Raw genomic sequence first — 18,960 nt, 5'->3', positions numbered from 1 at the left:
AGGCGCCCTTCAGTGCCAAGCCGTGGATCAGATAGTAGGAATAGCTGATATTGCCCAGCTAGCGCAAGGGCGTCCAGCAAAACAGGCGCGCCAGCCAGTGGGGGCGCGCCTGGAAGCAGCACAGGCAGAGCAGGAAAAAGGCACAGGCCAGCAGCGCCAGTTTCAGCAGCAGTGCCAGCGGCAGCAACAAACAGCCCAGCGCGCACGGCACGGCGCAGGCGGCCAGTGCGGGTGGCGGTGCGCGGCAGGCAGGCGCCGCCAGCGCTTCATGGACAAGGATGCCGGCGATAAACAGCAGCAAACGGGCGGGGCCGCCGAAGATGGCGAAGAGGCCGCCCGCCAGTATGGTGAGCACGGCGAAAAAGCCGCCGCGCCAGCTGCGGCTGCGCCGGCGCAAATCGAAGACGACGATGAGCAGGGGGATCAGCAGGTAGTACAGCATTTCGTAGCTGAGCGACCAGGCCACGCTGATGAACGGTGGCGCCGCCATGAAGCCGCTGAGCAACAGAAAATTGCTGGCCAGGTAAGCGACCGCCTGCGGCCATGCCGCCGGTATCTTGCTTTCCGACGGCAGGGCCAGCGACAGCAGCAGGTACAGGACGAAGACACAGCTGTAGACGGGATAGATGCGGCGCACGCGGCGGCGCAGGTAGGGCAGCAGCGCTTGTTGGCGGGACATCAGCGAGCCATAGATCAGATAGCCGCTGAGCACAAAAAACAGGTCGACCCCCGCATTGCCCATGCTGTGCAGGGCCGTCGCCAGTGGCGTGACGGCGCTGCCGCGCCACGGCGCTTCCAGGCTGACATAGTGGACGAGAAACACCAGCAGCACGGCCAGGCCGCGCAAGCCTTCCATGGCGCGCAGCTGCGGCGCCGCGCCGGGGCGCGAGAGGTCGAAACAGGCGGACAGGCGGTGGCAGACTGGGCTGTACATGCGCCGACTATAGCCGTCTGGCGACTGTCGGTCTTATGGCGGCACAACATCAGGCTGCGCCAGCTGCGCCGCGCAGGCGACAGCCTTGCGGCGTATCTGCAGGGCGCGGTCCGTCACGCCCAGGCGGGCGGCGGCGCGCTGGTTGTTGCCGCGTTCCTCGGCCAGCACCAGGCGGATGGCCATGTCGGTGGCGCAGCGCGTGATGTGCGACAGCTTGCAGCCCTGTGCCAGGGCGCGCCGCACGGCCGCCTCGAAATGCTGGTCGGGCCAGAGCGGTGCCAGCAGCCGTTCCTCTGGGGGCAGGGCGCCGATGGTGATGGGCCCGGGACCGCAATGGCGGTGCCAGATGCGCGTGACGGTCTGGCGCAGCTCGCGCACATTGCCCGGATAGTCGCGCAGCAGCAGGTATTCGCGCACGGCGGCATCGAGCAGGGGAGGAGGGCGCTGCGCCAGTTCGGCGAGGAAATGCCGGGCCAGTGGCAGGATATCGTCCTGGCGCTCGCGCAGGGGCGGGGCTTGGCAACGCCAGCCGGCGATGCGGTAATACAGGTCGGCGCGAAAGGCGCCGCGCGCCACCTCATCTTCCAGTTCGCGGTTGGTGGCGCAGACGAGGCGAAATTGCGTTGGTTGCCAGGTATTGCCGCCCACGCGCTTGTATTGGCGCTCCTGGATGGCGCGCAGCAGCTGCGCCTGCAGCGGCAGCGGCAGCTCCCCCACTTCATCGAGAAACAGCACGCCGCCGTCGGCGAGGGCGAAAGCGCCATCGCGTGCACCGGACGCACCCGTAAAGGCGCCCCGTTCATGGCCGAACAGTTCGCTGCCAGCCAGTTCCGGCGACAGGGTAGTGCAGTCGAGAATGGTGAAGTCGCCGCTGCAGTTGCCGAGGCGGTGGACCAGTTGCGCCAGTAAGTCCTTGCCCGTGCCCGTCTCGCCCGTGATCAGCATCGACGCCTGGCTGAAGGCGGCCATTTCCACCACCTGGTGCAGCAAGGAAGTCCAGGCCGCGCTGTCGCCCACCAGGTGCTGGCGCACGGCGTTTGACGCCTGCAGCTCTGCCACGGCTTGCCAGCGCTGCAGGCGCGCCAGTACCGGGGCCGCATCGACGCTGCCGGCCGGCCACAACAGCACGTCGAGGGCGCCTGCCGCCAGCAGGGCGCGCTGCTCTGCGCAGCTGGGGAAGCGGCCGCAGGCGGCAATGGCCAGCACGGAGGCGTGCCGGCACAGGGCCGGCAGCGCTTGCAGCAGCGCGCTATCGGCCTCGGCAAACAGCACGATGCCCGCTCCCTCCTCGCCATCGTGCCGCCGGGCCACAGTTACCTGAGCCTGCTTCAAGGCCGTCATCAGCAAGGCGCCACTGCCAGCCGCCGCCTGCTGCACGATTTCCAGCCAGACCTTGAGCGTCATATGCCTGCCGTCACGAGGGCACAAGTGGCCCATCTTAAAAGCCCGATACCCCAGCCGTTTGATCTGGCGCAAGCGTGCGCGGTAGCCCGTAATGAAAAACGCCGCCTGATTCGCATCAGGCGGCGTTAAGTCGCATTAACTGTTTTTAACGAACGTCACAAGAATGGCTAAAAACGTTCAGGGCAAGGCGCATTGCCGAAGACAGTACGAATAGTACGGCTAGGCAATGCAACGCCGCCATGGACGATTTTTAGACGTTCTCATCCAGTTTGACGCAGTCAACGAAGTAGCCGCGCTTGCCATCGACTTCGCGTTTCACCAGACCGTGCACATCGGTCTCAAAGCCGGGGAAGCGCTCGTTGAAGTCGCGCGCGAAGCGCAGGTAGTCGACGATGGTCTTGTTGAAGCGCTCGCCCGGGATCAGGAGCGGGATGCCCGGTGGATACGGCGTCAGCAGGATGGACGTGATGCGGCCTTCCAGTTCGTCGATGGCCACGCGCTCGATTTCGCGGTGCGCCATCTTGGCGAACGCGTCCGACGGCTTCATGGCAGGGATCATGTCCGACAAATACATTTCCGTCGTCAGACGCGCCACGTCGTAGGCCTTGTAGAAATCGTGGATTTGCTGGCACAGGTCGCGCAAGCCCATTTTTTCGTAGCGTGGATTGGCTGCCGCAAATTCCGGCAGGATGCGCCACATCGGCTGGTTCTTGTCGTAGTCGTCCTTGAATTGCTGCAAGGCCGTCAACAGGGTGTTCCAGCGGCCCTTGGTGATGCCGATGGTAAACATGATGAAGAACGAGTACAGGCCGCACTTTTCAATGATGACGCCGTGCTCGGCCAGGTATTTGGTGACGATGGACGCGGGGATGCCCGTCTCGCCGAACTGGCCGTCCAGCGACAGGCCCGGGTTGACGATGGTCGCCTTGATCGGGTCGAGCATGTTGAAGCCGGGAGCGAGGTCGCCGAAGCCGTGCCAGTCATCCTCGGCGCGTATCATCCAGTCTTCCTGCTGGCCCATGCCTTCGTCGTTGAAGCTGGCCGGACCCCACACCTGGAACCACCAGTCCTGGCCCCATTCCTGGTCGATCTTTTTCATGGCGCGGCGGAAATCGAGCGCTTCCATGATCGATTCTTCCACCAGGGCCGTGCCGCCTGGCGCTTCCATCATGGCCGCGGCCACGTCGCACGAGGCGATGATGGAGTACTGCGGCGAGGTCGAGGTGTGCATCAGGTAAGCCTCGTTGAAGGCGTCCTGGTCCAGCTTGACCGTGTCCGATTCGCGCACGAGGATTTGCGAGGCCTGCGACAGGCCGGCCAGCAATTTGTGCGTGGACTGGGTCGAGAAGATCATCGATTCCTTGGCGCGCGGACGGTCCTTGCCGATGGCATGCATATTCTTGTAGAAATCGTGGAAGGTGGCATGCGGCAGCCATGCTTCATCGAAGTGCAGGGTGTCGATCTTGCCGTCCAGCATTTCGCGCAGGGTTTCCACGTTGTAGATCACGCCATCGTAGGTCGATTGCGTGATGGTCAAGATGCGCGGCTTCTTGTTCTTCGCTTCGCGCGCGAACGGGTTCGCTTCGATCTTGCGGGCAATGCTTTCCGGCGTGAATTCATGCAGCGGGATAGGGCCGATGATGCCCAGGTGATTGCGTGTCGGCATCAGGAACACGGGAATGGCGCCGCACATGATGATCGAATGCAAGATCGACTTGTGGCAGTTGCGGTCGACGACGACGATGTCGCCTGGCGCCACGGTCGAGTGCCACACCATCTTGTTCGAGGTCGAGGTACCGTTGGTAACGAAATAGCAATGGTCGGCATTGAAGATGCGCGCCGCATTACGCTCGGACGCGGCGACCGGACCCGTATGGTCGAGCAGCTGGCCCAGTTCCTCGACAGCGTTGCAGACGTCGGCGCGCAGCATGTTTTCACCGAAGAACTGGTGGAACATCTGGCCGATCGGGGATTTGAGGAACGCCACGCCGCCCGAGTGGCCGGGGCAGTGCCATGAGTAGGAGCCGTCGTTGGCGTAGTGCACCAGCGCGCGGAAGAACGGCGGCGACAGGCCGTCGAGGTAGGATTTCGCTTCGCGGATGATGTGGCGCGCGACGAATTCCGGCGTATCTTCGAACATGTGGATGAAACCATGCAGTTCGCGCAGGATATCGTTGGGGATGTGGCGCGAGGTGCGCGTTTCGCCGTACAGATAAATCGGAATATCGGCGTTCTTGTAGCGGATTTCCTCGACGAAGGCGCGCAAGGACTTCAAGGCGTGGTCGGTTTCCTCGATGGAACCGCCGCCGAACTCTTCATCGTCGATCGACAGCACGAAGGCTGACGCGCGCGATTGTTGTTGGGCAAATTGCGACAAATCGCCGTAGCTGGTCACGCCCAGCACTTCCATGCCTTCTTTTTCCATTGCGGCGGCAAGGGCGCGAATGCCCAGGCCGGACGTATTTTCAGAACGGAAATCCTCGTCAATGATGACGATGGGGAAACGAAATTTCATGCATGTCTCCAAAAAAGCAAGCCGCCCCTGACTTATGTGAAGGGGCGGACTAGGGCGCGACGGTCAGGCGGTCGTACAACCCGGCAGCCGCAGAAAAAAAATAAGAACGGGATTCTCGCAGAAATGCGGCCTCTGCGGGAAAAAAATATCAGCCCACAGCGTCCCAGGCTTGCGCTAGCGTGACGCATGGGTGTGACAGGGGTATTACAGCAACATTCTGCCCAATCAATCGCTACCGAATATCAACCTTATCAGGCTTTGCGTTCCAGCGTGACAAAGGCGTAAGGCAGACCGGATTTCTCGGAGACATGCGCCTCGCGCGCGGTTTCCTGCCACACGGCATGGTCAACGGCGGGGAAAAAGGCGTCGCAGTCAAACGTCCGGCCGATTTCCGTGATGATCAAACGCTGAGTCAGCGGCAATGCCTGCTGGTAGATTTCCGCGCCGCCGATGACATAGCCTTCGGCGCCGTCCAGCAGGGCGATGGCCGCTTGCACCGACGACACCGCTTCCACGCCCTCGTGGCGCCACTCCGGATTGCGCGTGATGACGATGTTGCGGCGGTTCGGCAGCGGACGTCCGATGGAATCGAAGGTCTTGCGGCCCATGAGGATGGGGTGGCCCGTCGTCAGACGCTTGAAATGCGCGAGGTCTTCCGGCAATTTCCACGGCAGGGTGTTGTCGATGCCGATGCCGCCTTGCTGGTCGGTGGCGACGATGATGGTCAAATGGCTCATTGATTCTATGAAATAAGTGGGCGCGGTACGCTATGCCCGCCATTATCGTTGAAATTGTCCATTGCCTCCAGATGCGCACGTATCGCGCCGGCCAGCGCCTGCGGCGCTTCCAGCGGAATCATGTGGCCGGTGTTGTCTTTAAATAAATGCAAGGTGGCCTGCGGCAGGCGGGCGGCCATGGCGCGCAGGTCGTCGGGATGGACGAGCTTGTCGTCTTCCGCGCCCACGATCAGCACGGGGAAATCGAGTTCCGGCAAGCGCGCCATCAGGTCGGGGCGGTCTATCGTGGTGATGAATTGCGCCAGCAGCACGTCCTTGCCCAGGTCCAGTCCCATTTGCTGGATCAGGCCCGTGATGGACGCATCGTCCAGGTGCGACGGGTGCAGCAGTTCGCGCAGGCGCTGGCGCGTGATGCCCGTATAGGCATTGCGCTCAAGCATGGTGACGATGCGCTGGCGCGTTTCGACTTCCGCCGGCAGCAAACCTTGGGCCGAATTGGCGATCAAAGTGAGGGACTTCACGCGCTGCGGGTGCGCCAGCGCGTGTTCGAGCGCCAGGTAGGCGCCCAGCGAAAAGCCCACCAGGTGCGCCTGCGGGGCGCTGTGGCTGGCAATCAGTGCCTGCATCTGCGCGCGCGTGCGCGCCTGGTGCAGGGGCACGTGCCGCAAATGAAAGGCGTCGCCCAGTGCAGGGGCCAGGCGCGACCACAGGCGCTGGTCGCACAGGGTGCCGGGAATGCAGTCGAGCCGAGTCTTGGTATTGTTCAACTTGGTATTGTTCAAGGACTAGCCTGGTACAGGATGGTGAAAATTTTTGTCGAGCGGCATTATCCGTCATTTTGCGCATCCGGACAGCGGCGTGGTATTTTCCGTATGGCATTATTTTCAATAGTGCGCGGCTGGCAAGCAGGAACTTTATGGTAGGCTCATGGCTCATCAAGCCGGGGTGCCGGCGACGTGACCTGAAACACCGAATGCAACCCTTAGCAACCAACCTTATTAAATAAAGAGGAAACACCATGGCGATCAGTTTGCAAAAAGGCGGCAATGTCAACCTGAGCAAGGAAGCTCCTGGCTTGAAGAAAATCGTGATTGGCCTGGGCTGGGATCCGCGCGCCACCGATGGCGCCGCATTTGACCTGGACGGCAGCGCCTTCCTGCTGAAAACGGATGGCAAGGCCCGTTCCGATGCCGATTTCATTTTTTATAACAACCTGAAGTCGGCTGACGGCTCCATCGTCCACGCGGGCGACAACACCACGGGCGGCGGCGACGGCGACGACGAGAAAATCGCCGTCGACCTGGCCAACGTGCCGGCCGACATCGACAAGATCGCCGTGGCCGTCACCATCCACGACGCGGAAAACCGCAAGCAAAACTTCGGCATGGTCGGCAAGGCCTACATCCGTTGCCTGAATGGCGACAACGGCGCGGAAATCGCCCGTTATGACCTGTCGGAAGACGGCTCGACGGAAGCGGCCATGATCTTCGGCGAAATCTATCGCGCCGGCAGCGAATGGAAATTCAAGGCGATTGGTCAAGGTTTCAAAGGCGGCCTGGGTCCTCTGGCCCGCTCCTTTGGTATTAATGCTTAAAAAGCAGTTGTTTGCGTAAATGTGCCGGGTGGCGTCGCCGCCCGGTTCTGTCTTTCTCTTCTCTCTCCCTGACTCCATGGAAAACCTGATCAAGGGGCAGCGTCTGGCGCTGTCCGGCCTCGTCACGGGCAATGTCGTGCAACTGGGCTTGTCCAGCGCAGGCGTGGCGCTCGATTTTGCCTGTTTCGGCCTCGATGCCGCCGGTAAATTGTCCGACGACCGCTACATGACCTTCTTCAACCAGCCGCGCACGCCGTGCGGCGGCGTGGAAACTGCGGCGCCGTCCGGCGATGCGGCCGGCTTCAGCTATCAGCTGGAGCGATTGCCCGCCTCCATCGAGCGCCTGGTCGTCACGGCCGCCATCGATGGCGCTGCCACCATGGCGCAGCTGGGCAGCGGCCATCTGCGCCTGCTCGACGGCGGGCGCGAACTGGCCCGCTACGCGTATGCGGGCGCTGATTTTGCGCAGGAAAAAGCCGTCATGCTGGGCGAGTTCTACCGCAAGGACGGGAGCTGGCGCTTCATGGCCGTGGGCCAGGGTTTCAATGGCGGCCTCGATGCGCTGGTCGCCCATTTTGGCGGTGTAGTGGCGCAGGCGGTTGCTGAACCTGAACCGGCGCCGCCGCCCAAGATTTCCCTGTCGAAAATCTCGCTGACCAAGGCGGGCCAGACGCACAAGGTGTCGCTGGAAAAGGGCGCGGGCGCGCCAACAAAACTCACCGTCAAGGCCACCTGGGTCGATAACGGCGATGGCGACGACGATAACGACGATCTCGACCTGCGCGTGGGCATCCTCTTGCCGAATGGCCAGATGCGCTTCATCCAGGCGCCCGATACGCCCGGTAACTTTGGCGCCATGCCCTACGTGCGCCACCTGGGCGACGTGGCGGGCGCATCGGGCAAGGAGCCGGCCACGGAAACGGTGGAAGTCAATCCCGCGCTGGCGCAGCATTACGGCGGCACGGTGGGCCTCGTCTTCAGCGTGTATTCGGCGCTGGCCAACGGCGCCGTGTCGGTGGCCTCCATGCGGCCGAAGATGGTCATGCAATATGGCGAGCAGATCGTCGAGTGCGCGTTCGATTTTCGCTTGTCCAAGGCTGCCGACGACGATACCGTCTACACCTATGTGATCGGCATGGCGCGCATCACGCCCGACAGCATCATTCTGGAACCGTCGGGCAAGACGTCGGAGCCGGGCAGCGAAGCGACGCCATGGCTGAGCTGGCAGGGCGAGAACCTGCAGCTGGCCTTCAACGGTCCCGTCGTTTTCAAGGGCGAGGACAAGGAAGATGAAGATGATTGCAATGCGGACAATCCACGCCGCTATATCGCCTAGGAGGCACTGATGGAAACCTTGTCCAAGGGACAGCGCTTGCCGCTGGCCAATCTCGTTCCTGATGGCGTGCTGCAGGTCGGCGTGGCCGCGCAGGGCCTGGCGCTCGACGTGGCCTGTTTCGGCCTCGATGCCAACGGAAAACTGTCCGACGAGCGCTACATGACCTTTTTCAACCAGCCGCGCACGCCGTGCGGCGGCGTGGAAGCGCGCGCGGGCAGTGCTGGCGACATGGCCGAGTTTGCCTTGCAGCTGGCGCGCTTGCCGGCCGGCATAGACCGCCTCGTCGTGACGGCGTCCATCGATGGCGGCGGCGTGATGTCGCAGCTGCAAGCTGGCCACGTGCGCCTGCAGGCGGGCGGACGCGAGCTGGCCCGCTTCGCCTTCGCGGGATCTGATTTTGCGCAAGAAAAAGCCGTCATGCTGGCAGAAATTTACCGCAAGGATGGCGGCTGGCGCTGCATGGCCGTGGGGCAAGGTTTCAATGGGGGACTCGATGCGCTGGTGCGCCACTTCGGCGGCGAAGTCGACCAGGCCGCACCTGCCGCTGCTGCCACCTCTGCCGCGGCGTCGGCAATCCAGCAGGCGAAGATCAATCTGGAAAAGCGCGTCGAACGGGAGGCGCCGCAGCTGGTCAGCCTCGTCAAGCAGGCCGGCGTGTCGCTGCAAAAAGTGGGCCTGCTTGATCACCGCGCCAAGGTGTGTTTATGCCTCGATATTTCCGGTTCCATGGGACGACTATATAAAGAGGGGCTGGTGCAGCGCTTTGCCGAGCGCATCCTGGCCCTGGGCTGCAAGTTCGACGACGATGGCGAGATCGATGTATTTCTGTTCGGTAAGAACGTCCACCATCCGGCGCCGATGGCCTTGAGCAACTGCAATACCTACGTGAGCCAGGCCATACAGCGCCATCCGCTGGAAGGCGACACGCGCTATGGCGCTGCCATGCAGGCGATCCGCGCGTTCTATTTCCCCGACGCTGCCGGCGGCGAGCGCACGCGGCCCGTCGCCGCCGAGCTGCCCGTGTACGTGATGTTCGTCACCGACGGCGGCACCAGCGACCAGGCGACAACGGAGAAGCAGTTGCGCTGGGCCAGCAATGAGCCGATCTTCTGGCAATTCATGGGCATCGGCAAGGGACGCAAGTCGAAAAGCAAGTTTCTCGCCGCCTTTGCCGATTCCGACTTCCCCTTCCTGGAAAAACTCGACGAATTGCAGGGCCGCCTGGTCGACAACGCCAATTACTTTTCCGTCAGCTCGCCCGACGAGCACAGCGATGCAGAGCTGTATGATTTATTGATGACGGAATATCCGGGCTGGCTGAAACTGGCGCGCGGCAATGGCTTGCTCAGGTAGCGTAAAGGTGGGGCAAAGGTCATCGGATGAGGCTGTATGACCACAAGTGCAAGAGATTTGTAAATTGAAGTAAATAACAATGGTTCGCATTTGCTTTGCGCAAGGGAGTCGTGGCATGCTTTCACTGTGCCCTCACGCCGCGGCGTAGCGCCTCATCCGTAGCGTCTCCATTATTTTTTAAGCAAATGCATAAAATCCTCTTTCACTGTCTGGCGGGCGGCAGCCTGCTCGTCTCCGGTGCCGCTGTCCAGGCCCAAACCACGACCACCAGCGGCGACACCGTCGTCAAGCCTGCACCAGCCAAGGCGCCCGCCGCCGAGTCTACGCCTTCCGTCAGCGTGACGGCCGAACGTCCCACGGGCCGCATCGACCGGCAAGTCTACGACGTCAAGTCCGACGTGGGCAGCAGCAATGGCACGGCGGCCGATGCGCTCAACAACGTACCGTCCGTGGCCGTCGATCCCGACGGTTCCGTGTCCTTGCGCGGCAGCAGCAATGTGCAGATTTTGATCGATGGCAAGCCGTCGGCCATGCTGCAGGGCGATGCGCGCGGCGCCACCCTGAACGCCATGGCGGCCGACGATATCGAATCGGTGGAAGTGATCAACAATCCCGGTGCCCAGTTCGGCAACGAGGCCGGTGGTGGCCCCATCCTGAATCTGGTGATGCGGCGCAACCGCAAGCCGGGCGGCTTTGCCACCGTCAACGCGAATGCGGGCATCGCGGGGCGCTACAACAGTGCCGTGTCCGGCACCTACAACGAAGGCCCGTGGGGCTACCAGGGTGGCATCAATGTGCGCCACGACGGCCGCAATTCCGTGGGCGAGGTCAGCCGCGAACGCCTGGAACGCGGCACAGACGCGTTCGCTCCCAGCAGCCAGCAATCCAGCAACAATGGCTTGAATGACTCGCTGGGCTTGCACGGCACCGTCAATTACAACCTGAACGCCAATGACACCCTGGCCGCCAGCGTGTCGTATAACGGGCGCAGCAACGACCAGCGCTCGCTCGACCGCTACATCAACGGCGACAGCACGGGCAGCACCGTCGGCGACTATGTGCGCAGCACCGTGCGCAATGGCGACAGCCGCAACGCCAGCTGGGGCGCGCGCTACGACCACAAGGGCGAATTGCCGGGCGAAACCCTCAAAATCGACTTGCGCGTATCGTCGTCGACCAACGAGAGCGACAGCGATTACGCCAATACCTACGCGGTCGCGCCCGTGCATGCCTTCGACAGCCGCGCGCGCCAGCATAGCGAGACGGGCAACCGCATCGTCGACTTCAGCGGCGACTACGAGCGTCCGCTGGCGGGCGGCACGGCCAAGCTGGGCTACAAGGTGGCCGACAACAAGAGCAGTTTCGATACCTTATATACGGACATCCACCCGGCCAGCCTGGCGGAGACCGTCAACCCCATGCGCAGCAACCGTTTCGAGCTCGACGAGCGCACCATCGCGCTGTACGGCTCCTACCAGATGCGCCTGAGCGAACGCTGGGGCGCGCTGGCCGGCTTGCGCGCCGAATACACGGACTTGAACGTGCGCCAGATTACGAGCGGCATCGAGGCGAATAATAATTACGTCAACTACATTCCCAGCCTGTTCGCCACCTACAAGGTCAGCGACGAGAGCAATGTGCGCTTCAGCTATGCACACCGCCTGCGCCGCCCGAACGCGGGCGACCTGAATCCGTACGTGGTCTACCGCGATGAGTTCAATGTGTCGGCCGGCAACCCCAAGCTGAAACCCACGCAGACGGATTCCTTCGAGATTGGCTATGAAACGAAGATCGCGGGCCTGGAAAGCAGCTTGCGCGCCTACCACCGGCGCGACACGGACGCCATCGTCGATTACCGCTACTTTATCAGCGACAATGTGCTCTTGACCACGCGCGAAAACGGCGCAGGCAGCCATTCGAGCGGCCTGGAGTTCAGCGTCAGCGGCAAGCTGACGCCGTCGCTGACCCTGAACACGAGCGGCAACCTGGCGCGCAGCCAGCAGACCAGTTCCGACGACCTGGGCAACCGCAGCACGCGCACGGCGAATGCCCTGAGCGGCCGCGCGCGCCTCAATTACCAGTTCGATGCGGCCAATCAGCTGCAATTGGCCCTGCAAATGCAGGGCAAGACGCTGTCCGGCCAGGGCTACCGCTCGCCGAACAATACCTTGAATGTGAGCTGGCGCCACACGGTGACGCCGCAGCTGAGCCTGGTCATGAATGTGACCGATGTGTTCAGCAGCAACAAGATGGAAACCGTCATCAACAGCGCCTCGCTGCGCGAGACGAGCACGCGGCGCTTCGATGGACGCATGATTTATGTGGGGCTGTCCTACCGCCTCGGCGGCGCCACCTCGGCGGCGAAAGAGGGCGAACGGGAACCGCGCTTCGGTCCGCCGGGCGGACGGGGGCCAGGCGGCCCTGGCGGTCCCGGCCCGGGCGGAGCGGGAGGCGAAGCCGGCTAGGCCGCTAGCGCGATCTCGTGCAGGAAGTCGATGAAATCGTCCGTATGCAGCTCGAAGCGCCATTCTCCCGTGCCATGTTCGGCGCGGTACACGGGCAAGTCGCCGTCGATGCTTCTTTCTTCCAGATGCACGCAGTACGGGTCGCCGCCCGCATCGGCAATTACCACCAGCTTCGGCGGCCAGCCCGCGATTGCGTGATGGCGCTCGGGATGGACGGAGTAGCCGTGCTGGGCCTTCACCAGCTCGGCCGCGCCGTACAGGTGCAGGCCCTGCGGGAAACGCTTGCCGTCGACATGCACGCGCAGCGGCGAATACCATTCCAGGAAGCGGCGGTATATCTCCGGCAATACCCAGTGTGCGTCGATGGCGGCCATGTCCCCGGCGCTGGCGACCGTCAGCCAGTTCGACGGTTGCGCCAGGTCCTGTTCGCGCTGGCGCCGCAGCGCCAGTTGTCGTTCCAGGAAGGCGGCTGCCTTTTCCAGGCGCGACAGTGGCTGGGTCAGCGAGAAATGCCTGGCGGGCGCCTTGTAGCCTAAGCCGTCCGGGTAGCCATCCGCTTGCCAGGCCAGCACGGCGCAAAGTCGCAGCTGCTCTGCCTTCCAGTGGCCGGGATCGGCAGGCAAGCCCGCATCGAACGGCTGGCGGCTGAACACGGCCAGGCTCTTGATCGCCTTGGCGCGCACTTCCAGGCGCGTGGCGCCGGACGCTGCCAGCGCCACCAGCGGCGCATATGCGTCCACGCCTATGCTTTTCAGCAAGCCATCGACGGCCCGGTAGGCCAGCTCGGGCTGCTCCAGAGCCCAGGCGAAAAAGGCCGCATGTTGACTGCCTTCCACCAGATGCACGATATCGCTCATCAAAAAACTGCGCCAGTGCAGCAGTTGTCCATCGCGCGCATACGCCGTCAGGATATCGAGCACGGCCAGCCGGTCATCGCTGGCGTGTTTTTTCAGCAGCCGGTCTTTCAGTTTGGAAAACTTGACTCCATCCGTTTCGTCAAACAGCTTGCGGTGCAGCGCAGCCAGCGGTGCGACCGCCATCAGACGGCCATCGCCGCCTTGATGGGCGCATGGTGTTCATAGCCTTCCAGCGAGAAGTCCGACGGCTCGATCTTTTCCAGCCATTCCGGCTCGTACTTGCCCGTTTTCGCATAGTCGGGCACGCGCTCGGAAATGACGAAACGCGGCGCCGGGAACGGTGTGCGCTTCAATTGTTCTTCCACCATGTCGAGGTGGTTTTCATAGATGTGCGCGTCGCCGATGAAGTAGGTGAACCAGCGTGGCGTGTAGCCCGTCAGGCGCGCCACCAGGTGCAGCAGGGCCGCGCCTTCGGCGATGTTGAACGGCGTGCCCAGGCCGATATCGTTGCTGCGTACATATAAACACAGCGAGATTTCGCGCGTGCTGGCATTCGGGATGAACTGGTACAGCAAGTGGCAGGCGGGCAGGGCGACGGCGTCCAGCACGGCCGGGTTCCAGCCGTGGAACAGGATGCGCCGGCTGCCCGGGTTCGTCATGATGGTATCGAGGCATTCGCGCAACTGGTCGACGGCCTTGTACAGCAGTACTTTTTGCACGCCATCCTCGACTATGGGGGCGATCAAGGTAAAGCCGTTCGCTTGCGCGTCGGCGATCTGCGCGGGCTGGGCGGCGTCCAGCAGTTTATAGGCGGGCCACTGGCGCCATTGCACGCCGTACACGGGACCGAGGTCATCCTCGCCTTCGCGGTAGGGATTGGCCAGCCATTGCGCGTTTTCATTGGCGTTCTGGTCCCAGACTTTACAGCCCAGCGCGCGGAACTCGGCCGCGTTGCGCGAGGCGCGCAGGAAGGCGCACAATTCGCCGATCACGGATTTGAAAGCCAGTTTCTTGGTTGTCACGGCAGGGAAGTTGCCGTTGGCCAAGTCGAAACGCATCATGGCGCCCGGCACGCTCAGGGTGCGGATGCCCGTGCGGTTGTCTTGCCAGCTGCCCGTTTCGAGCACGGTCTTGATCAAATCTTGATATTGCTGCATGTATTTCTCCAACGGTAAGGATGGTGATTGTAACGCAGGCGCGACAGGCGGGCTGCCGTCCGCACATATAAATGCGCTGCCGTTTCACCTGTAAACATGACTCTGTGGTAATTTGTGTGTCCTTCAAGAAATACACAGAAACGGCAGATGCTGGACGATGTTCTTGCGACAATTTGTAAATAATAATAACGGCGCCGTGGCGGAGATGAGCAGGGCCGATTTTCTCAAGGCTAACCTGCGCCTGATCCTGGCCTGGCCCCTGCTTGGGCTGGTCCTGTGCGCGGTACTGTGGACGGCCACCTTGCTGCAGCTGGAGGCGGAAAAGAAGGTGGCGCAGCAACAGGCGCTCGACAGCGTGTCTTCCTTGTCGAAAGCATATGGCCAGTATCTGCTGCGCACCCTGGAACAGATGGACCAGCTGACCTTGCAGCTCAAGTATGAGTGGGAAAACTCGCGCGGCCAGTTGCGCCTCGATCAATTGAAGACGCAGGGCATGTATGCCTTGCCGCAATTTGCCATCGTCGCCATCCTCGACCGCAAGGGCCACCCCGTGACGGCCACGGCGCCGTTGCAGCGTCTGCGCGTCAACGAGCGCAGCGATTTCCTGCTGCGCCACTGGCGCAGCAATTCCAGCGCGCTGCGCATCGCGCTGGGGAAGGCCAATGCAGCCAGCGAGGCCACGCTGCCCGGCGCCGACGAGAGCCTCGTGCATTTCACGCGCCGGCTGGAAGACGAGGATGGCAATTTTGACGGCGTGCTGCTCATTTCCCTTCATTCCAGTTATTTTTGCGAATTCTATAATAGTGTCAATTTCGGCAAGTTCGGCATGTCCGCCATGGTGGGTGAAGAGGGCGAGCTGTTCAGCACGCGCCTCGGCGCGCGCGTCCTGCCGACACAGAACAGTGAAGGCACGCCGTTTCTCGACACCAGCTTCCTGGAAACGGAGAGCGGCGCCATGCATTCGGGCGGCAGGATCGCTTTTTCCGACAAACAAAGCCGCTATGTCGGCTGGCAGGCGCTGAAAGCCTATCCGTTTACGGCCGTGGTCGGCCTGTCGGACGGCGAAATGTTGCACCCCTACGAAGAAACGCGCACCATTTACATCGGCATCGCGCTGGCCGTCACCGTGCTGCTGCTGGCCTTTGCCGCCGTCGCCACCGTGCTGTCGCTGCGCCTGGCATGGCGCCACCACCAGTCCGAAGGTGTGCGCAACGCTTACCGCATGGCCACCGAAGGCACGAGCGACGGCTTTTACATCATTGCCGCCCTGCGCGGCACGGATGGCAGCATCCTCGACTTCGAGATCGTCGACTGCAACGAGCCGGGCGCCGGCTACTTCGGCGTGCGCCGCGAACAATTGCTGGGCATGCGATTGCAGTCGCGCGCCCATGAGCCGTATTTCCGCGACCTGATCCATAACTACCGGGCCGCCATGCAGTCCGGCTTTTCCGAGGAAGAGATCGAACTGCCGGATGGCAATCCCTTCAAGCTGCGCTGGATACGCCGGCGCCTGGTGCGCAGCGGCGACCGCCTGGCCGTCACCCTGCAAGACATCAGCACGGCCAAAGAGCACGAGCGCGACTTGCGCCGCCTGGCCAATGAAGATGGCTTGACGGGCTTGCCCAACCGCTACTGGCTGCAGCAATTCCTGCCCGGCGCCCTGGGCCGCGCCGCCATCGCGCGGCAGATGCTGGCGCTGCTGTTCATCGACCTCGACGGCTTCAAGGATATCAACGATACGCAGGGCCACGCCGAGGGCGACAAGGTGCTGCGCGCCGCCTCCTTGCGCCTGAAGGCCGTGCTGCGGCCGGGCGATCACGTGGTGCGTCTGGGCGGCGATGAATTCGTCGTCGTGCTCGACCCGGTGGAAGACGACAGCCGCGCAGAACAGGTGGCGCAGCGCATCGCCATCGCCTTCGACGAGCCGTTTTACCTGGGCAGCGAACGCCACAAGATGGGCGCTTCGATCGGCATCAGCCTGTATCCGCGCGACGGGGCCGATACGGAAGTGCTGCTGAAGAATGCCGACATCGCCATGTATGCGGTGAAAGTGGCCGGCAAGGGCCATCACCGCTTCTTCCAGCCGGAACTGTTCGAAACCATCCGCAACCGCCGCGAACTCGAGCAAAGCCTGGTGGCGGCGCTGGAGCAGGACCAGTTCCTCGTCGTCTACCAGCCGCGCGTCGACGCCATGAGCGGCCAGCTGTGCAGCATGGAGGCGCTGGTGCGCTGGCTCCATCCGCAGCACGGCATGGTGCCGCCGCTGGAATTCATTCCCGTAGCCGAGAGCAGCGGCCTGATTTCGCAGCTGGGCGAAGTCGTCATCGAAAAGGTGTGCCTGCAGATGGCGCGCTGGCAGGCGAGCGGGCTGGAACTGGTGCCCGTCTCGATCAACGTCTCGGCGCGCCAGTTCGGCCGCGGCGACGTGCACCAGGTGCTGGCGTCCGCACTGACGCGCCACCGGATCGATGCGCGGCTGATCGAGGTGGAAATCACGGAGTCGGCCATGATGGATGAACAGAACCGCGCCGTGGAGCAGCTGTCGGCCATCCGCGCGCTGGGCGTGCGCCTGCTGGTCGACGATTTCGGCACCGGATACTCGTCGCTGTCGCAGCTGCAGAAGTTCGCCATGGATGGCTTGAAGATCGACCGCGCCTTCACCATGGAGCTGGGCCGCTCGGAGCAGGGCGAGGTCTTCGTGCGCGCCATCCTGTCGATGGCCCATGCGCTGGGCATGAGCGTGGTGGCCGAAGGGGTGGAGACGCGCGAGCAGCTCGACATCCTGCGCGCGCTGCAATGCAACGAAGTGCAGGGCTATTTCATTTCGCGCCCCGTGCCGGCCGAACAGATGCTGGCGCTGATGCAGCAGCGCTTTCTGATACCGCTTCCAGCGCCTGCGCTGGCACTGTAGAAGCTCGTGATGAGAGAGAAAAACAACGCTGTTTCATAAAAAGAGCGAACGTTCGCTTTTTTTCAAAAAATATTATATGCTTCGCTCATGCCGTCAGTGAATTGGAGTTCACGGCGGCAAGAACAGTGCAGGACGGGTGAGGTTGAGCTACCCGAGACAATGTGACGAAGACACTTCATATAATAAAGAGAGACTAACTTGAAACATAAATATCTGCCCCTCCTGATCGCCGTCGCATGTGCCGGCTTCGCTTCCACCGCCCAGGCTTCCGGCTATCGTTTTGGCTCGCAGAGCGTGTCAGCCCAGGGCACGGCCGACGCCAGCGGCGCCGAAGCGGCCGACGCGTCGACCATTTTCTACAACCCGGCCGGCCTGTCGCGCCTGGAAGGCACGCAGTTCGTTGGCGGCGGCACTTTGGTGGTGCCGCATTCGACCTACCAGGATACGGGTTCGAAACCGTTCTCCAAGGGAAATCGCCAGCCTTTTACTGGGGCGAAAGATTACGCCCCGGACGCCGTGGTTGCGCCTGCTCTGTATGCCAGCAAAAAGATCAATGATCAATGGACCGTCGGCGCTGGTCTGTTCGTGCCATATGGCGCCAAGCTCGACTATGGCAATGACTGGTATGGCCGCTATGCGATTACCAACATCAAGCTCGAAGCCATTGCCCTGAATCCTTCCGTGGCGTTCAAACTGGACCAGCACCACTCGTTCGGTTTCGGCATCACGGCGGAATACATGAAGGCCGAACTGGGTCAGGGAGTGGATGTGGCGGGGACCGTGTATACCCTCAACCAGAATCCTGATACAGCTAAAGCATCGGCTGCATTTCTGAATAATATCGCCTTGAAGCAGGGGCTTGCCGCCGCTGGTGCTGCGAAGACCACCCTGATGGGCGTGCTCAACGATGGTCATGCAAAGATGGATGGAAACGATTGGGGCTTCGGCTTCAACTTGGGCTATCTGTACCAGCTTAATGAAGGCACGCGTTTCGGCATTTCCTACCGTTCGTCGATTTCGCACAAGCTGAAAGGCGACACGATCTGGGACTTCTCGCAAGTGTCGAACAACGCGGCCGTGAATGGCTTCATCAGCGCCGCATCGGGCAAGGTCAACTCGAAGGCGCTGGTCGAATTGCGCACGCCGGAAACCCTGTCGGTCAACGCCTTCCACCAGATGGATGATCGTTGGGCCTTGATGGGCGACGTCACCTGGACCCGCACTTCGCGCCTGGAAAATCTGGACATCCAGTTCCCGCCGACGGCCGAAGGCGCCGAGCGCATTCGCCAGAACTGGAAAGACACTTACCGCGTGTCGCTGGGCACCAACTACAAGTACAGCGAGAGCCTGATGCTGCGCGCCGGTATCGCGCATGACCAGGCACCGGTGCGCAGCGCCGAGCTGCGCCATCCAGCCTTGCCGGACAGCGACCGCATGCAGTACTCGGTCGGCGCGAACTGGAAGCTGAACGCCAATTCCTCGCTCGATCTGGCTTACAGCTATATCGACTTCAAGGATGCTGACGTCAACTACAAGAATCTCTGCTCGCCGGTGACCCATGGCTGCACCGGCAACGGTGAAACCACCAAGGGCCTGTTCAAGACCCGCATGCAGTTGATCGGTCTCGCTTACAACTACAAGTTCTAAGCAGGTAGTGGCGGCCAACCCGGCCGCCATGAAAGAAAAAAAGCGCCTTC

Annotated in this window: 13 protein-coding genes; 6 read left to right on the top strand and 7 right to left on the bottom strand. The window is 62.3% G+C overall.

Features of this window, described 5'->3' with window-relative positions; all coding sequences use genetic code 11:
- Nucleotides 1-58 precede the first annotated feature (58 nt).
- The 5 genes from CLU91_RS05480 to CLU91_RS05460 form a co-directional block, all read right to left on the bottom strand.
- Nucleotides 59-934: an acyltransferase family protein gene (locus tag CLU91_RS05480; RefSeq protein WP_100873338.1), complete on the bottom strand. Its 876-nt coding sequence runs from the start codon at nt 932-934 to the stop codon at nt 59-61.
- Nucleotides 935-967: 33 nt separating this feature from the next.
- Nucleotides 968-2,338, bottom strand: a complete 1,371-nt coding sequence (locus CLU91_RS05475) for a sigma-54-dependent transcriptional regulator (RefSeq protein ID WP_232730635.1) — start codon at nt 2,336-2,338, stop codon at nt 968-970.
- Nucleotides 2,339-2,588: 250 nt separating this feature from the next.
- Complete coding sequence (locus tag CLU91_RS05470; RefSeq protein WP_100873337.1) at nt 2,589-4,853, bottom strand: arginine/lysine/ornithine decarboxylase; 2,265 nt, start codon at nt 4,851-4,853, stop codon at nt 2,589-2,591.
- Nucleotides 4,854-5,104: 251 nt separating this feature from the next.
- Nucleotides 5,105-5,590 (bottom strand): dihydrofolate reductase, encoded by a 486-nt coding sequence (locus CLU91_RS05465; RefSeq protein WP_100873336.1) that lies wholly within the window; start codon nt 5,588-5,590, stop codon nt 5,105-5,107.
- Nucleotides 5,591-5,595: 5 nt separating this feature from the next.
- On the bottom strand, nt 5,596-6,372 hold the full coding sequence (locus CLU91_RS05460; RefSeq protein WP_100873335.1) for an alpha/beta fold hydrolase: 777 nt from the start codon (nt 6,370-6,372) through the stop codon (nt 5,596-5,598).
- 236 nt (nt 6,373-6,608) lie between these two features.
- Here CLU91_RS05460 and CLU91_RS05455 point away from each other — a divergent pair, with 236 nt between their 5' ends.
- The 4 genes from CLU91_RS05455 to CLU91_RS05440 all read left to right on the top strand — a co-directional run bounded on the left by CLU91_RS05455 (nt 6,609) and on the right by CLU91_RS05440 (nt 12,338).
- Nucleotides 6,609-7,184: a TerD family protein gene (locus tag CLU91_RS05455; RefSeq protein ID WP_076571516.1), complete on the top strand. Its 576-nt coding sequence runs from the start codon at nt 6,609-6,611 to the stop codon at nt 7,182-7,184.
- A gap of 76 nt (nt 7,185-7,260) precedes the next feature.
- Nucleotides 7,261-8,520 carry a TerD family protein gene (locus tag CLU91_RS05450; RefSeq protein WP_100873334.1) on the top strand — a complete coding sequence of 420 codons (1,260 nt, stop codon included), beginning with the start codon at nt 7,261-7,263 and terminating at the stop codon, nt 8,518-8,520.
- Between the two features lie 9 nt (nt 8,521-8,529).
- Entirely contained in the window at nt 8,530-9,873 is a 1,344-nt protein-coding gene (locus CLU91_RS05445; RefSeq protein WP_100873333.1) for a VWA domain-containing protein, read from the top strand.
- 185 nt (nt 9,874-10,058) lie between these two features.
- Nucleotides 10,059-12,338, top strand: a complete 2,280-nt coding sequence (locus CLU91_RS05440) for an outer membrane beta-barrel family protein (protein ID WP_100873332.1) — start codon at nt 10,059-10,061, stop codon at nt 12,336-12,338.
- On the opposite strand, the gene CLU91_RS05435 is transcribed toward CLU91_RS05440, so the two are convergent.
- The gene (locus CLU91_RS05435; RefSeq protein WP_100873331.1) at nt 12,335-13,378 is read right to left on the bottom strand and encodes an SMI1/KNR4 family protein; all 1,044 of its coding nucleotides are present in this window, start codon (nt 13,376-13,378) and stop codon (nt 12,335-12,337) included. The two genes, CLU91_RS05440 and CLU91_RS05435, sit on opposite strands and share 4 nt — an antisense overlap.
- Nucleotides 13,378-14,352, bottom strand: a complete 975-nt coding sequence (locus CLU91_RS05430; RefSeq protein WP_100873330.1) for a thymidylate synthase — start codon at nt 14,350-14,352, stop codon at nt 13,378-13,380. The genes CLU91_RS05435 and CLU91_RS05430 overlap by 1 nt, the downstream gene beginning before the upstream one ends.
- A 157-nt stretch (nt 14,353-14,509) precedes the next feature.
- Here CLU91_RS05430 and CLU91_RS05425 point away from each other — a divergent pair, with 157 nt between their 5' ends.
- Both CLU91_RS05425 and CLU91_RS05420 read left to right on the top strand, forming a co-directional pair.
- Nucleotides 14,510-17,263: a bifunctional diguanylate cyclase/phosphodiesterase gene (locus tag CLU91_RS05425; RefSeq protein ID WP_100873329.1), complete on the top strand. Its 2,754-nt coding sequence runs from the start codon at nt 14,510-14,512 to the stop codon at nt 17,261-17,263.
- 198 nt (nt 17,264-17,461) lie between these two features.
- Nucleotides 17,462-18,910: an OmpP1/FadL family transporter gene (locus CLU91_RS05420; RefSeq protein WP_100873328.1), complete on the top strand. Its 1,449-nt coding sequence runs from the start codon at nt 17,462-17,464 to the stop codon at nt 18,908-18,910.
- Nucleotides 18,911-18,960 lie beyond the last annotated feature (50 nt).

The organism is Janthinobacterium sp. 64, assembly GCF_002813325.1.
Taxonomy (GTDB): domain Bacteria; phylum Pseudomonadota; class Gammaproteobacteria; order Burkholderiales; family Burkholderiaceae_D; genus Janthinobacterium.
Note: the sequence above shows the minus strand (reverse complement) of the source record. Positions and strands in the feature narration are given on the sequence as shown.